This is a genomic window from Niabella agricola (genome assembly GCF_021538615.1).
GTDB classification, from domain to species: domain Bacteria; phylum Bacteroidota; class Bacteroidia; order Chitinophagales; family Chitinophagaceae; genus Niabella; species Niabella agricola.
The window spans coordinates 2,843,780-2,858,873 of the sequence record NZ_JAJHIZ010000003.1; the positions used below are offsets into that span (position 1 = coordinate 2,843,780).

11 protein-coding genes and 1 tRNA gene are annotated in these 15,094 nt (G+C 46.1%); 5 read left to right on the forward strand and 7 right to left on the reverse strand.

Annotation, left to right across the window (positions count from 1 at the left end; all coding sequences use genetic code 11):
• Positions 1-375 precede the first annotated feature (375 nt).
• Together LL912_RS17350 and LL912_RS17355 are read left to right on the forward strand one after the other, a co-directional pair.
• The gene (locus LL912_RS17350; RefSeq protein ID WP_235554853.1) at positions 376-1,554 is read left to right on the forward strand and encodes a serine hydrolase; all 1,179 of its coding nucleotides are present in this window, start codon (positions 376-378) and stop codon (positions 1,552-1,554) included.
• Between the two features lie 140 nt (positions 1,555-1,694).
• Positions 1,695-3,194: a GH3 auxin-responsive promoter family protein gene (locus LL912_RS17355; RefSeq protein ID WP_235554854.1), complete on the forward strand. Its 1,500-nt coding sequence runs from the start codon at positions 1,695-1,697 to the stop codon at positions 3,192-3,194.
• Positions 3,195-3,359: 165 nt separating this feature from the next.
• On the opposite strand, the gene LL912_RS17360 is transcribed toward LL912_RS17355, so the two are convergent.
• Genes LL912_RS17360 through LL912_RS17375 form a run of 4 tightly spaced genes read right to left on the reverse strand, consistent with a single transcriptional unit; the run spans position 3,360 to position 6,469 of the window.
• Entirely contained in the window at positions 3,360-3,686 is a 327-nt protein-coding gene (locus LL912_RS17360) for an MmcQ/YjbR family DNA-binding protein (protein ID WP_235554855.1), read from the reverse strand.
• 6 nt (positions 3,687-3,692) lie between these two features.
• Positions 3,693-4,415, reverse strand: coding sequence for a 3'-5' exonuclease (locus LL912_RS17365; protein ID WP_235554856.1), 723 nt, complete (start codon positions 4,413-4,415; stop codon positions 3,693-3,695).
• Position 4,416: 1 nt separating this feature from the next.
• A complete protein-coding gene (locus LL912_RS17370; RefSeq protein ID WP_235554857.1) occupies positions 4,417-5,496 on the reverse strand; it encodes a mannose-1-phosphate guanylyltransferase in 1,080 nt (359 codons plus the stop codon).
• Between the two features lie 10 nt (positions 5,497-5,506).
• Complete coding sequence (locus tag LL912_RS17375; protein WP_235554858.1) at positions 5,507-6,469, reverse strand: KpsF/GutQ family sugar-phosphate isomerase; 963 nt, start codon at positions 6,467-6,469, stop codon at positions 5,507-5,509.
• A 187-nt stretch (positions 6,470-6,656) separates the two neighbouring features.
• Between LL912_RS17375 and recQ the strand changes: the two genes are divergently transcribed.
• From recQ to LL912_RS17390, 3 genes are all read left to right on the forward strand, one after another.
• Positions 6,657-8,924 carry a DNA helicase RecQ gene (recQ, locus tag LL912_RS17380; protein WP_235554859.1) on the forward strand — a complete coding sequence of 756 codons (2,268 nt, stop codon included), beginning with the start codon at positions 6,657-6,659 and terminating at the stop codon, positions 8,922-8,924.
• A 127-nt stretch (positions 8,925-9,051) separates the two neighbouring features.
• A tRNA-Phe gene (locus LL912_RS17385) sits at positions 9,052-9,124 on the forward strand.
• A 784-nt stretch (positions 9,125-9,908) separates the two neighbouring features.
• Positions 9,909-11,009 carry an AAA family ATPase gene (locus LL912_RS17390; RefSeq protein ID WP_235554861.1) on the forward strand — a complete coding sequence of 367 codons (1,101 nt, stop codon included), beginning with the start codon at positions 9,909-9,911 and terminating at the stop codon, positions 11,007-11,009.
• A gap of 63 nt (positions 11,010-11,072) precedes the next feature.
• Here LL912_RS17390 and LL912_RS17395 read toward each other — a convergent pair whose 3' ends face one another.
• From LL912_RS17395 to LL912_RS17405, 3 genes are all read right to left on the reverse strand, one after another.
• On the reverse strand, positions 11,073-12,002 hold the full coding sequence (locus LL912_RS17395; RefSeq protein ID WP_235554862.1) for a DUF4886 domain-containing protein: 930 nt from the start codon (positions 12,000-12,002) through the stop codon (positions 11,073-11,075).
• Positions 12,003-12,012: 10 nt separating this feature from the next.
• Positions 12,013-13,131, reverse strand: coding sequence for a glycoside hydrolase family 88/105 protein (locus LL912_RS17400; protein WP_235554863.1), 1,119 nt, complete (start codon positions 13,129-13,131; stop codon positions 12,013-12,015).
• A gap of 187 nt (positions 13,132-13,318) precedes the next feature.
• Positions 13,319-14,995: a sodium:solute symporter family protein gene (locus LL912_RS17405; RefSeq protein ID WP_235554864.1), complete on the reverse strand. Its 1,677-nt coding sequence runs from the start codon at positions 14,993-14,995 to the stop codon at positions 13,319-13,321.
• Positions 14,996-15,094 lie beyond the last annotated feature (99 nt).

The window sequence follows — 15,094 nt, forward strand, 5'->3', positions numbered from 1 at the left end:
TAATGATTTGCGGCGCGTTGCATCCGTTTGCTATCAAAATAGTTTGTATTCTTGACCCAAAAGGCTTATGGGGACTGCATTTTATAGTGATCGTTTATTTTTAACCCGACGCCCATGCAATGAACCGGAAGCCGCAACGCTTCCATACTTTATAGTCTGTGAATGCTGCAAAACAATGCCGATGCTTAGGCTTGGGGAATCTGTCGGCTGCCCCGCGTTAAACCTCATGGTTGCCGTCTTTCCTGCCAAAGAATTCCTGTTTCGCTGACCTGCGGTTAAACAAAAACGCCTTTTTGTTAAGCAGGGACCTTCGCGTGTTAAGCCCCCGTTCCTTTTGCCTGTTGCTATTTCAATTTTACAGTATAAAACAAAAAAATGAAACAAACAGCATGTAAACCACTACTGATCCTGCTTTTAGCGGGATGTATTGCTTCTTGTAAAAAAACGGATTCGATCAAGGTTCCCGGCCAGGAATTTGATTTGGACCGCTTTGAACAAAATATTAAAAACGCCTTAACGGATAAAACCATTGGATTTAGCTACAGCATTTCTCAAAACGGCCAGCAAAAGAAAAAAGGAGCGGGTGGCGCTGCCGTTGCCTCATGGGATACCCGTACCGGCCAGGCGATTCCGCATGCATATAATAAGCGACAGGATCTTGCCAGCTGCAGCAAAACCTTTACCGCACTTACATTGATGCGTCTGCTGCAGGATAAAGGACTCACCGAAAAGGCGCTGCTCATTGATTACCTGCCCAGTTACTGGAAAAGCCCGGCCTGGAGTTTTAATGATATCACTTTTGAGATGCTGATGCGCCATGAAACCGGCATGCTGCCCTCCGGTCTTGATTTCTTCTCACTAAAGAAAAAAGTGGAAGACGGGGGTGTTTATCTTCATGGGAACTATGATTATCAGAATGTAAATTATGCCTTTTTAAGGATCGCTATTGCTTATCTCAGCCATCCGCTGGAGTTGAATTTGCTGGAGTTTCAATATGTGAGTTTTCCAACCGAAGCTACCGAAAAAGCACTGGAAACCGCCATTAACAACTACTATATCGACGAAGTGAATAAGAAAGTATTCGCCCCCTGCGGTATTCCTTACACCTATCCCAAACCCGACGGCGAAACCAACCCCACGATGAATTACAATTTTACCACCCAGGACCCGGGATGGAACAAAGGGGATATGACCCGCTATGCCGGTAGCGCCGGATGGAGGCTTTCTTCAGAGGAGCAGAATAAGATATTAGCCCACCTAAGGTATACAGAAGATATCCTGAATAAGCACTGGAAAAATAAAATGAACGACCGCGCCATGGGCTGGAGCGGTACCCCCGATGTAAAAGGAGGAAAAGCCTACTACCACGGCGGCTATTTCGAAGACAAATACCCTCCCAATAATGCAGCAGATCCAAAAGGGCGGGGCTGCTACACCATTCATGTATTGTTTCCGAATAATATTGAGGCAGCCGTGCAGGTAAATTCCTTAAAAGGAACGCTTAATATGGAAAATGTGGTGATACCGGCTTATAACAATGCCTGGACCGAATAAATAACAGTACCGTATCATTATAATAAAAAAGTAAAAGAACCGGGAGTCAACAGAGATTCCGGTTCTTTTTTCTTAGTTTCTGACTATATTGCAAGCTACAGATGCCGCTTTTAAGTCCTGCAATATCATCTCTTGCCCGTATGCGTCAATGGCGTATTGATGGCTGGCGCAGCCACCCCCTGGATGCGCAGCGGGAAGTATTGCAAAACCTGGTTACATCTGCCCAGTATACGGAATTTGGAAGAAAGTATCATTTCAGCAACCTGTATAATATCCGCGATTTTAAAAAAGCCGTTCCCATTCATGAGTATAACGACCTGAAACCTTATATAGAGCGTTGTATGAACGGGGAGCAAAACCTGCTCTGGAATTCGCCCATTATGTGGTTTGCAAAAAGCAGCGGCACCAGCGGCGATAAAAGCAAGTTTATTCCGATCAGCGAAGAAAGCCTGGAGGATTGCCATTATAAGGCGGCAAAAGATGTGCTGACCATGTATTACCAGTTTAAACCCGATAGCACCATGCTTACCGGAAAAGGCCTGGTATTAGGCGGCAGTCATAACATCAACGCCCTGAATGAAGAGGCTCAGTTTGGCGACCTGAGTGCGGTATTGCTGCAAAACAGCCCCTTCTGGGGGCATTGGCTCCGGACACCTGAACTTAGTATTGCATTGATGGACGACTGGGAAACCAAACTTGAAAAAATAGCGGCGCAGGCCATCAACGAAAATGTTACCTCTGTAAGCGGTGTGCCCACCTGGACGCTGGTGCTCTTTAAACGGATCCTGGAAATTACAGGAAAACCGACGATCGCAGACGTTTGGCCCGGGCTTGAATTATATATGCACGGGGGCGTTTCGTTTACGCCTTACCGGGAGCAGTTTAAAAGGATTATCGGAAAGGAGATCTATTATCTCGAAACATATAATGCCAGCGAGGGTTTTTTTGCCGCTCAGGAAGTTCCGGGAGAAGAAGGCATGCTGCTGTTTACCGATCATGGCATTTTTATGGAATTTATGCCGGTGAGTGAATATGGCAGCGCACAACCGCGGACCATTGGCCTGAGGGATGTGGATCTGCACACTAATTACGCCCCGGTGATCAGTACCAACGGAGGGCTTTGGCGCTATCTCCTGGGTGATACCATCCGGTTTATATCAAAGGATCCTTTTAAGATCATTGTATCCGGAAGGGTACGGCATTTTATCAATGCCTTTGGCGAGGAGGTGATCATCGACAACACAGATAAGGCGATCCAGATAGCCTGCAAGGAAACGGGGGCCGTGGTAAACGATTATACCGCCGCACCGGTTTATTTTTCTGATGCCGGTAACGGAGGGCATGAGTGGCTGATTGAGTTTGAGAAAGTACCGGAGCGTTTGGACCGGTTTATAGAGTGCCTGGATGCTGCGTTGCAATCGATCAACAGTGATTATGAGGCCAAGCGCCATAAGGACATTGCGCTAAAAATGCCCATCGTACATGCATTGCCCAAAGGCTTTTTTATCGACTGGCTGCATCACCTGGGTAAATTAGGGGGCCAGCATAAAGTGCCCCGTTTAAGCAATGACCGCCATACGCTGGAAGCGGTTCTTGCTTTTTATAAGAGTAGTCAAGAGCAGCAGCTTATTTCTTCCTAAAATTCAATACTTTTTAGCTTTCATACTAGTGTGCCGCAACCGGATGACAAAAACCTTATTTTGTTTTATATAATAAACAGTTCGATATTTCAGAACTTCAAAATATCGGAAACTTCCATCATTATTTTTCTTAAACGGATCTTTTAAACTCGCTTTACCTTAACGTTATTTCTTAATTTTTGCCACCAGGTTATACGAATCGGTGATCCATTCTTTTAACAGGCGGTTGGGAACGGACCCATCCACAACAACGGTATTCCAGTGTTTTTTGTTCATGTGGTATCCCGGTAATACGCAGGAGTGTTGCTCCCGTAAGGCCTCGGCTTTTTCGGGATCACATTTTACATTGAATTGAAGGGGATCATTATCCAATCCTGTCAGCAGGAATATTTTGCCCTTTACTTTAAATACCAGCGTATCCGGGCCAAAGGGAAAGCCTTCCTCTACGAGCGGGTGCCGTAAACAGTATTCCCGTAATTCTTCGATATTCATACCGCTTTATTTGTATTCAATATTTTGTTCGCTAATCAGCGGCTCTCCGTTCATTCTCAAAAAAATCTGTGCAACAGTAATGACATCCTTCTGGCAATAGGTTACAATACGTTCAATTTGCTGTTCTTTATAAAAAACATCCGCCACCATACTTCCGTCGATATCATCCTTTGGCGTAGGTACGCCCAATGCGTGTGCCAGCAGGTTCAACGTGGTATAACTTTTAAAATCGCCAAACTTCCAAAGCTCCATGGTGTCCAGGTGGTTCACTTCCCAGGGCTTTTTTCCGGCTGTATTCAGCAACAACGGAATAGAAACTTCATTGATCAGCATCCTGCGGCACAGGTAAGGAAAGTCAAACTCTTTCCCGTTATGCGCGCAAAGATACCGTTGCTCATTGGCTGTAAATTTCTGCAACATTTCTGAAAAGGCCTGTAGTAGCTGTTTTTCATCGCTTCCGTAAAACGATTTCATAATCATCTTACGCTGGCCGGCACTCCCCTGTACCACTCCGCAACTGATGCAAACGATCTTACCAAACTCCGCATAAATCCCGGCACGCTCATACAAACTTTCCGGCGTTTCCTCTTCCCGGTTCCTCAACAGGGAGCCGGCTTTCCTTTCCCACAAGTGCTTCCAGGCCTCCGGAACCTCATTAAAAGAAGCATACTGCGGCACGGTTTCTATGTCCAGGAAAAGAATGGATTGAACGGGGTATTGTGAGAGCATGTTATAGATATTTTTCGTCCTTGTTTCTTTTTACATCGGCAACATAGTTTTTAATCTCCTGCTCCTGGTCTTTTTTGCAAATCAGCAATACGTCATCGGTATCCGCCACAATAAAATCTTCAAGCCCCTGCAGTACGACCAGTTTTCCTCCCGGCACATGGATCATGCAATTATGTGTATCGTAAACCATCACATTCTGCCCTACAACCGCATTGTCAAAATAATCTTTGCTCATGTTCTCATACGCGCTTTTCCAGGTGCCCAGGTCGCTCCAGGTAAAGGAGGCCGGGATCACATATACATTCGACGCCTTTTCCATAATTCCAAAATCAATGGAAATACTAGAGCACTGTGCATAGATTTCCTGTATCACCTTCATCTCTTCCGGCGTATTGAACTGATCCTGGTAGGTGGCAAACACCTCATGGATCTCCGGCAGGTATTTCTCAAACGCCGCAATAATGTTTTTCACCTTCCAGGTAAAAATGCCCGAATTCCATAAAAAATCGCCGCTTTTCACAAACACTTTCGCCAGCTCCAGGTTCGGCTTCTCCGTAAAAGTCTTTACCTTATAAATACCCGGAGCTGCTTCTATGGTATCATGCTGTATATAACCATATCCCGTATTGGGATTCCGGGGCTTGATCCCCAGGGTTACCAGCGCATTCACAGACTCTACAAATTTCAGCGCATTTTCCAGGGTGTCATTAAAGGCCTCATCTTCCAGTATCAGGTTATCAGAAGGAGCGGCGATCATGATCGCTTCCGGATCTTTTTTCTGAATCTTAAATGCGATGTAAGCAATACAGGGTGCCGTATTTTTCCGGAAAGGCTCCGTTACAATATTTTCTACAGGAAGCTCCGGCAACTGACGCGCTACAATCTCTTTATACTCTTCGGAGGTTACCACATAAATATTTTCGGCCGGAACCGTTTTATTATACCGGGTAAACGTAGACTGGATCAGCGTTTTGCCGGTATTCAATATATCCAGGAATTGTTTCGGGTAGTTCGTCCGGCTCTTAGGCCAGAACCGGCTTCCGATGCCTCCTGCCATTATTGCAACATAACGGTTACTCATAGTTCTTTTTTTAAATCAGTCCTTCCTTTAACAGGTCGTGTATGTGAATAATTCCCAGGAAACGTTTTCCTTCCACAACCGCCAGCTGTGTAATGGAGTTCCTGCGCATGAGGTCCAGCGCAGACACCGCCAGTTCTCCGGGCTCGATGGTTTTCGGATTACGGGTCATAATATTTTGAGCCACCGTCCCTTCAATATCCGTATTCTTTTCCAGCATTCTCCGGAGATCCCCGTCTGTTATAATGCCTACCAGCTCTTTTTGTTCATTGATTACGGCCGTAACCCCCAATCTTTTTTGAGTGATTTCAACAATTACCTCTTTTAGTGATTGATGTTCGTAAACCATGGGGCGCTCATTTCCCGGAAACACATCCGCCACACTCAGGTACAGCTTTTTCCCCAATGTTCCCCCCGGATGAAATTTGGCGAAATCATCATCCTTAAACCCTTTCAGGTCCATAAGACAGGTGGCCAGCGCATCCCCCATTACCATTTGAGCAGTGGTACTGGAAGTAGGTGCCAGGTTATTCGGACAAGCTTCCTGATTAACCGTAGTGTTTAAAACCAGGTCCGCCTGTTGAGCCAGATAAGAACCGGTATTTCCAACAATGGCAATCAGTTTGTTTCCAAAATTTTTAACCAGGGGTACCAGCGCTTTGATCTCCGGGCTGTATCCGCTTTTGCTGAGAATGACCACCACATCCGACTCCTGAACCATACCAAGGTCTCCGTGCAGGGCATCCGCCGCATGCATAAAAATGGAAGGCGTTCCTGTGGAATTAAACGTAGCCACGATTTTTTGTGCAACCAGGGCACTTTTTCCTATTCCGCTGAGAACCACACGTCCTGCGCAGTTATGAATCAGCAAAACCGCTTGCTTAAAATCATCATTCAATAAAAGCTGTACTTCATTAAGCGCATCGGCCTCTAATTGGAATGTCTTTCTGGCGCGTTGTAAAATATTGTCACTCATTTATATATCGCCTCGTTAAGAAAACACAAATGTATTATTTATATGGGCACAAAAAACTTTAACCATTAATATTTTAAAAGCAGGCCAAGCTTAGCTAAATTCGCTACCCGAAAATTTTTTTTTTCTGGATATCCTGCGTATCTTTTAAGGATATTGATCGACTATTAAAATCATTTATATTACAGAAATGGCAGTGAAAAGCGAAAAAAAGGCCCCAAAAAAGAAAGAACCGGGGGCCGGCCGCGCAACAAAAACAGATTCAAAGACAGATTTACACGGAGAATTGCTGAAGAATTTTGGTTTTCAAAAATTCAAGGGAAAACAGGAAGACATCATTCATTCGCTTTTATCAGGAAAAGATACATTTGTTATAATGCCTACCGGAGGCGGAAAAAGCCTTTGTTATCAGCTCCCTGCTGTGATCATGGAGGGCGTTGCCATCATTGTTTCACCGCTGATTGCACTGATGAAGAACCAGGTAGACCTGGTACGGGGTTATAACAGCAATGATGAAATTGCACACTTTTTAAATTCAACTTTAAATAAAAAAGAAATAAAGGAAGTTCATGATGATTTGTTATCCGGAAAAACAAAGCTCTTATACGTGGCTCCGGAAACGCTGACCAAACAGGAGAACCTGGTTTTTTTCAGCGATCTGAACATTTCCTTTTTTGCGGTGGACGAAGCGCATTGTATTTCGGAATGGGGACATGATTTCCGGCCGGAATACCGGCGCCTGCGGGAGATGATGAACCAGATTAACCCCAATGCTGCTGTGATTGCATTAACGGCTACCGCAACGCCCAAGGTACAAAGCGATATCATCAAGAACCTGGGCCTTAAAGATGCCAACATTTTTATTTCTTCTTTTAACCGGGACAATCTTTATTACGAGATCGTTCCAAAAGTGAACAAGAAACAAACCAATGAAAGTATTGTCCGCTTTATTAAAAGCATGAAAAATAAAAGCGGCATCATCTACACACTCAACCGGAAAACCACAGAAGAGCTGGCGGATATCCTGATGGCCAATGGCATCAAGGCCGTGGCATATCATGCAGGGCTCGACAGTAAACTGCGGGCCGAGCGGCAGGACCAGTTCTTAAATGAAGATGTGCAGGTGATTGTTGCAACCATTGCCTTTGGGATGGGGATCGATAAACCCGATATCCGGTTTGTGATCCACTATAATATTTCCAAGTCGATTGAAAACTATTACCAGGAAACCGGCCGTGCCGGACGTGACGGGCTGGAGGGAAAATGCCTGTTGTATTATTCACATAAGGATGTAAGCAAGCTGGAACACCTGATGCGCGATAAGCCGCTCAGCGAACGGGAAGTGGGCGCACAGCTGATCAATGAAACCGTGGCCTACGCCGAAAGCGGGGTTTGCCGCCGGAAAGTGATCCTGAGCTATTTTGGTGAACAATACGATGTGGAAAACTGTGGTCAATGCGATAATTGCAAACACCCGAAAGAACGGATGGAGGCAAAAGAACAGGCCGTGCTGGTGCTGAAGGCGCTTAAAGAACTGGATGAGCGTTTTGCAACCGACTATGTTGTAAACATACTGATTGGGAAATTAACCCCGCAGGTTAAAATGTTCCGGCATGAAGGACTCAGTTCTTTTGGAGTGGGAAAAGCTCAGGATACATTGTTCTGGAACTCCCTGATCCGCCAGATGCTGCTGGAGGGTCTGTTGAAAAAAGATATAGAAGAATACGGCGTTTTAAAAATAACACCTGCCGGAACGGTCTTTTTAAAGAAACCCAAACCCTTCGCTATTGTACTGAACAATAAATTTGAAGAAGCCTGGGACGATGATGAAGCTACCGGTACGGAAGACGGCGAAGGCGCTGCCACCGATCAGCAGCTATTTGAAATGCTGAAGGAGCTGCGTCAGAAAGAAGCCAAGAAAAAAAGCCTGCCGCCTTTTGTCATTTTCCTTGAAAATTCGCTGATGGATATGGCCACTCTGTATCCCACCACTGTAGCGGAGCTGGAAAAGTGCCAGGGTGTAAGCAAGGGGAAAGCCATTCGCTATGGAAAGCCTTTTGTGGAGCTGGTAGCACGCTATGTAGAAGACAACAATATCCAGAAGCCGGATGATTTTGTAATGAAAAGCGTGGTGAATAAAAGTGGTAACAAGGTGTACATCATTCAGCAAACCGATAAAAAGATCCCCCTGGAAACCATTGCCAAAAACAAAGGCTGGCAGATGAATGAGCTGTTGGAAGAGATGGAAACCATTGCAGCCAGCGGCACCAAGCTAAACCTGGGTTATGCTATTGACGAAATGCTGGACGAGGATGAACAGGATGAGATCATTGAATACTTTAAAAGCTGCGAAACGTCCTCCCTTCAGCTGGCACAGGAAGAACTGGCCGAGTTTGATTTTAACTGGGAGCAGCTGAAGATTATGCGGATCAAATTTTTAGCGGAATACGGCATGTAAAGAGTCCCTGTTAGGAACAACGCGGCGATAAATTTTTATCCCGGGGGCGTTTTTTTATTTTTTCCCGATATTTTTGACAGTCTGCAGTTGATACGCTATATTTGCAGCCCGTTAAGGCGGAAAGGATGGTGCGGTAGCTCAGTCGGTAGAGCAAAGGACTGAAAATCCTTGTGTCGCCGGTTCGATCCCGGCCCACACCACAAAGAATCCCGGAGTAATTCCGGGATTCTTTTGCTTTTTATGCATTTTGTATATATTTTATACAGCCCAACTTATGATAAGAACCCTGCAACACCATTCAAAACATTATCATCATGCAAGCACCGCCTTTGCCAGTGATTGGAGGCCGCTTCAAACCTGGGAACTTCCTGAAAGAAGTCCGCGCTGACCATTGAAACGTATCTCAAATCCATGAAATCCAAAAAATACCTGCGATTGCTTTGCTCCGATAATAATACGCGGGAGGCATTCAATGCCAGGGTTTTAAAAAATTTCAACTCGTATTTTTATAGTCGCTGATTTCTTTACAACCCATAAGTAAAGCAGTATCTATTTAGAGGGATTCAATTTGGCTTTAACTCATGAAATATTATACATTAGAGCCACTTTATTTTTTCATTTTGGCTTTAATGTGTTTTTTTTATATATTTATAGCCAAAAAGAACCGTTAATGCTTATCGGGCGTAAAAAGGAGCAGGAGCAGCTAATACAGCTCTACAGGTCTGCACAATCAGAATTTATTGCGCTGTATGGCCGCCGCCGCGTAGGAAAAACCTTTTTAGTACGGGAGGTTTTTAACAGCAACTTCGACTTTTACGTTACCGGAATGGCAAATGTAAACACCAAACAACAACTCCTGAATTTTGATCTGGCCCTAAAAAAATATGATCCTGCCGCAAAGGAGCACGTTCCTGCGGGGAACTGGATGTTGGCTTTTCAGCGGCTCATCGCTCTCCTGGAAGCAAAAAAAGTGCCCGTAAAGTTTTGTTCCTCGACGAATTACCCTGGCTTGATACCGCCCAGTCCGGTTTTATGCCCGCATTGGAACATTTCTGGAACTCTTGGGCAAGCAGCAGAACAGACATCGTGCTGGTGGTTTGCGGGTCGGCCGCCTCCTGGATGATCAACAAGCTCATTCACAATAAAGGCGGCCTGCACAACCGGGTTACCCGGCGCATCAAGCTGGAGCCCTTCTCCCTAGCCGAATGTGAAGCCTTTTTAAGAAGCCGGAATGCCGTCTTTGACCGGTACCAGGTCATACAATTATATATGGCAATGGGAGGTATTCCTTTTTACCTGAACCAGGTCGATCCCGGCCTCAGTGCCGCACAGAACATTGACCGGATCTGTTTCAGTGAAAACGGGCTCCTGGTTACAGAATTCGACGATCTGTACCGTTCTTTATTTAACAAGGCAGAAAAACATATCCTGGTCATAGAAGCCCTGAGCAAAAAAGCAAAGGGGCTTACCCGCGATGAAATCATTACCATCACAAAGTTGCCCAATGCCGGCAGTACTACCCGTATATTAAAAGAGCTGGAAGAAAGCGGCTTTATCCGCAGATACCACTCTTTCGGAAAAAAGGAGCGGAACAGTTTATATCAGCTATCCGATTTTTATTCCCTTTTTTATCTGCGTTTTATTGTAAACCGGCGGGATGAAAACAACTGGATCAATGGCCTCGATGATCCGAAACACCGGGCCTGGAGCGGCTATGCTTTTGAGCAGGTATGCCTGGCACATATAAAAGAGATCAAACAGGCACTCGGCATCAGCGGGGTGCAGACATCGGTTTCTTCCTGGACCGGTGAAGGCGCTCAAATAGATCTTGTAATCGACCGGAAAGACCAGGTGATCAATCTTTGTGAAATGAAATTTTCCATCAATAACTTTTCGATCACCAAAAAATACGCCGAGGAGTTAAGAAATAAATTAACCGCATTCCGCGAAGCAACCTCTACCCGGAAAACGCTCTTTTTAACCCTGATCACTACTTATGGATTGACCCGGAACGCATATGCCGGATCCCTGGTTCAAAATGACCTGAACATGGAGGTGCTTTTTCATGTTTTAGCAGACCAATAAGGCGGAAAGGATGGTGCCGCATTGATCTCCGGCGGCAACGACCGGTACTGTTTTCGCCAGGGTTCACTGCCGCAGCTGCGTCGGATCTGTTCCGGATGCAATACGATCTGCAATTGTCCTTAATGCTTTTGCAAATCCGGCATCTACGGCTTCCGGTTTAAAAACGATCTGTACAGGAGACGCGCTAAAAAGGAATTTATACCATACCAATCCGGCAAGATAACAACCCGCTTCACTGGCATGATGGGTATCCAGGGTCAGCTGTTGTTGTTTATTATAAAAATATCCTACATGCAGGGAATGTGCCTGGTCGGGAAGTTCAGGGAAAACCGCCTGCGCGGGCTTAAAGGCGCTATCCTTTTTAAACGCCGTACTGCCTTTCTGTTGCACTGCAAAAAAAGCATCGCCAACGGGAATAAGGGCCAACTGTAACGCAGCAGCTATTGTATGGTAGGCTGCCCGCGATTGCTGCCACATTGCTTCAGCAGACGGGGCATGGCCGCCACCCGGGATCTGTGAAAAGGAAGGCGCATCGATTCGGTAGGGCCATGTCTGATGCAGCACAATTGTGGCGTTGGGTTGCAGGTGGTGAATGTATTCCACCAGTTTGCGCGCATAGGGTTTGTAGGTATTGGAGTCGCCGGATAAAATGGAGGCCTGCTGCAATGTGACCACATCCCAGGTTCCGGAACCCAACAATTCCTTTAATGATTTTCCGTTATACGCCTTTCCTTTCGGATCGCCGGCCTCTGCGGCTTCAACCAGTTGCCAGTGGCGTTGTAGTGAGCAGCCTCCCAGTTCTGCACGGCCGATGGAAAGGGTAAAGCCTCCATCGCTGGCCAGTTGCGGCAAGTATCTTGTGGCGTTTTGCGAAAAACTGTTGCCGATCAGAAATAATCGTATTGACTTCCTTTCCGTTTCCTGGGTATAACCTGTGCTGAAGCCCGCAAGAAGCAAAAGCAGCATAAGGATCCGGCATATTTTGTTTTTCATTTGTAGCTTATTATTTTTTCAGATAATCATATAGCTGGGTACCCGCCAGCAGGAAGGCCCCTACCCCGTAAACCTCCGTGCTTTCCGCATTCACCTTGTCCGGAGCTGCACCAATACGTTGTACATAGCCCAGCATTCCATCCGCATGTACAGAAGACACCATCACATCCCATGCACGCTTCGCTGCCGGCCAGTAAGTGGCTTTATCCAGCAAGCCGTGATTTAATCCCCATAACAATGCATAGCAAAAAAAGCCCGTGCCGCTCATTTCCTTTATTGGAAAGCTTTCCGGATCCAGCAATGATGCATGCCAGCTGCCATCCGGCTGCTGAAGTGTCACCACTTTTTGGATCATTTCTTTATAAAGCTTTTCAAACCGAACCCGGTCGTGGTAGTCAGCCGGCATATTTTCCAGCATACGGACCAGTCCGCCCAGCACCCATCCATTTCCTCTCGACCAAAAAACTTTTTTCCCGTTCTTTTCCTTTTTATTGAAATAACTTTCATCTCTGAAATAAAGCTGCTCGGAAGGATCATAAAGAAAGTCGGTTGTTTTCCACCAGAGCTTTGCGGCCATATCCAGGTACCGGCTGTCTTTTGTTGCCGTGGTCAGGTAGGCCAGCGAAGGCGGTCCCATAAACAACGCATCGCACCAGGCCCACTCCCGCAAATGCACATTATTTTTCCAGTTTAGCGGTTCATCATGTGGTTTTGCCAGGATGCTATCTGCCAGCAGCAGGAACGGGGCAGTCATTTTTTTATCCTTGTACCGCATCGACAACTGCGCATAGGTCTGGCCTACACAATAATCATCTGCAAAAAAGCGTCGACGACCCGTATTCCACCCCAGCTCATTCCCAATAGTTACCAGCGTCTGCAGGTATTTTTTTCCGCCCTTTAGGGTGCCCGCAGCATATAACCCCGTATAACAGGCGCCATTGGTCCAATCAGACTTGGGGTATTTAAAACCTTTTGTTTTCCAGTTCTCCAGCTGCCAGTCGGCCACGCGGTGCATGATCTTTAGCACCTCCTTAGGCTTGGGACCTGCTGCACTGGCCGGACTGTTGGTTATTACAAAAAAAAGTAAGGTCAAAAAAGCAATCAGGTTTTTAAACGTAGAAGTTGTCATGCGCATCTTATTATTGAAATCCCGTAATCGTTATCGGGAATATGAAAGTAAGAAAAGCGCCCGAAAAACCAAGACAGAAATATGCAGTGGCTGCATTGTGTGACATTTTTTCGCTGCAGATCCGCCGTTTATATTTTTACTGATAACGCATGAGCGCCGGAATACAGCATTGGATCTTTTTCACGCATCATCGGCGACCGGCTTTTTTTGACGCCCGCCAGGGAATCAGCGCGCCAAGCAGGATCAGCAACGCGATGGTGGCAACCAACAGCCCTCCCTTTGAGGTAATAAATGCAAGCGCCAACATCAGCACCGCCATAAACGCCAGGGAAAAGGCAATCATCTTTAAGCCGAAAACATTCTGGGCTTTCACCTGCCGGGCTTCCTCTTCATCCACTGCGGTTGCCGCCTCTTTCTTGTGTTGCTTATACTCCTGGTATTGTAAGTAGTCCTTACTTACCTGTTTTTTCCGGGCGGCTACCCACTCATAAATGATAAGCGCAATCAGCGGCAGCAACACCCCCAGCAACATTTCATTGGCCCTTGATAATTTATAATGATTGATTACCGGGATCACCATTTTAAACAGCAGGTTGATGGCCAGGCTCAGGATGGTAATGTAGATGGTCGCCTTTCCGGACAGTTTTTTAGAAAACAATGCCCAGATGGGAGGCAGCAGCAACGGACCGCCCGTAATGGCGCCCACACTTAAGGTAAATTCTACAATACCTCCAATATAGGGCACACCAATAGCAATCAGGATCATAAAGATTCCAAAAAACCAGGAGGAGGCACGAGCCACAAACATCAGTTTTTTATCGGACGCCTGTGGGTTAATGGATCCTTTATAAATGTCGTTGGTAAATACCGCAGATACCACGTTCAGCGCTGTATTAGCAGATGCCGAGGTAGAAAAATACATGCCGGTTAACATCAGCCCCAGCAGTCCCGCAGGCAATACCTGTTTACAAACCATGATATAGGCATTCTCCGCGTCAAGGCCCGACATGCCGGGATGAATCACCTGATAAGCCATCGGCGGCAGCATCCAGATAATGGGACTTAAGATATAAAGCCCGGCAAACAGGTAGGCCACTTTTGATGCGCTTTTGGGACCGTCTACACTGGTATACCGCTGTACAAAGGTCCAGTTGCCGCCAATATAAAAGATATGATAAAGAGCAAAGGCAAAAATGAAGCCCCAGCTGAATTCTCCATTCACCAGATCAAAAAAATGATCGGGGGCTTTATTGATAAACTGCTGCACGCCTCCGGTTTCATGAAACACCAGGGGCAGGATGATCAAAACAGCAGCGGTCAACACCACAAACTGCAATATATCCGTTACCATTACTGCCCAAAGTCCTCCCACCGCGGTGTAAGAGATCATCAAAATGCCCAGGATCACCGTAACCGGGATCAGCGGATATCCAAGAGAGGCAGATACCAGCTTGGCAACAGAATACAATACAGATCCTTTGATAAAGACCGAAACAATCGTGAAAATATAGATATAGCTTTTTTGCACATTGGTACCCAGCCGCATTTTAATAAACTCGGCTGCTGTAAGGTTACCCGTTGCCTTCCATTTGGGCGCCAGGTAAAGCCCCGTAACCAGCGCGCCGATGCACATGGTCCACTGTATGGTTACCGCCACCCACCCGTGCTGGTAGGCGATTGCGCCCCAGGCAACAAAGGTTCCGGCAGAGAAAAAACTCATGAACAATGATAATCCGCCAATGAACCAGGGAACGGCCTCTCCCCCCGCAAAAAAAGATTTGAGGTTTCTGCCGGTGCGGGAAAAGCTGATCCCCACCAACAAAATAAAAACAGAAAATACGATCACCACTATTGTATCTATCATGCTGTGAGATTATTTTTTAGCAACCATGATTATTTTATTTTTATGCGCCCGGCTGCACTACTACTATTAAGCCTTGTTGCAGCCTGTCCCGCCACAGCG

Bases quoted from the DNA above. Each gene is read 5' to 3' on its own strand.
- recQ (WP_235554859.1), top strand. From the start codon at position 6,657: ATGGCAGTGAAAAGCGAAAAAAAGGCCCCAAAAAAGAAAGAACCGGGG.
- LL912_RS17355 (WP_235554854.1), top strand. From the start codon at position 1,695: ATGCGTCAATGGCGTATTGATGGCTGGCGCAGCCACCCCCTGGATGCG.
- LL912_RS17400 (WP_235554863.1), bottom strand. From the start codon at position 13,131: ATGACAACTTCTACGTTTAAAAACCTGATTGCTTTTTTGACCTTACTT.
- LL912_RS17360 (WP_235554855.1), bottom strand. From the start codon at position 3,686: ATGAATATCGAAGAATTACGGGAATACTGTTTACGGCACCCGCTCGTA.
- LL912_RS17365 (WP_235554856.1), bottom strand. From the start codon at position 4,415: ATGCTCTCACAATACCCCGTTCAATCCATTCTTTTCCTGGACATAGAA.
- LL912_RS17350 (WP_235554853.1), top strand. From the start codon at position 376: ATGAAACAAACAGCATGTAAACCACTACTGATCCTGCTTTTAGCGGGA.
- LL912_RS17405 (WP_235554864.1), bottom strand. From the start codon at position 14,995: ATGATAGATACAATAGTGGTGATCGTATTTTCTGTTTTTATTTTGTTG.
- LL912_RS17370 (WP_235554857.1), bottom strand. From the start codon at position 5,496: ATGAGTAACCGTTATGTTGCAATAATGGCAGGAGGCATCGGAAGCCGG.
- LL912_RS17375 (WP_235554858.1), bottom strand. From the start codon at position 6,469: ATGAGTGACAATATTTTACAACGCGCCAGAAAGACATTCCAATTAGAG.
- LL912_RS17395 (WP_235554862.1), bottom strand. From the start codon at position 12,002: ATGAAAAACAAAATATGCCGGATCCTTATGCTGCTTTTGCTTCTTGCG.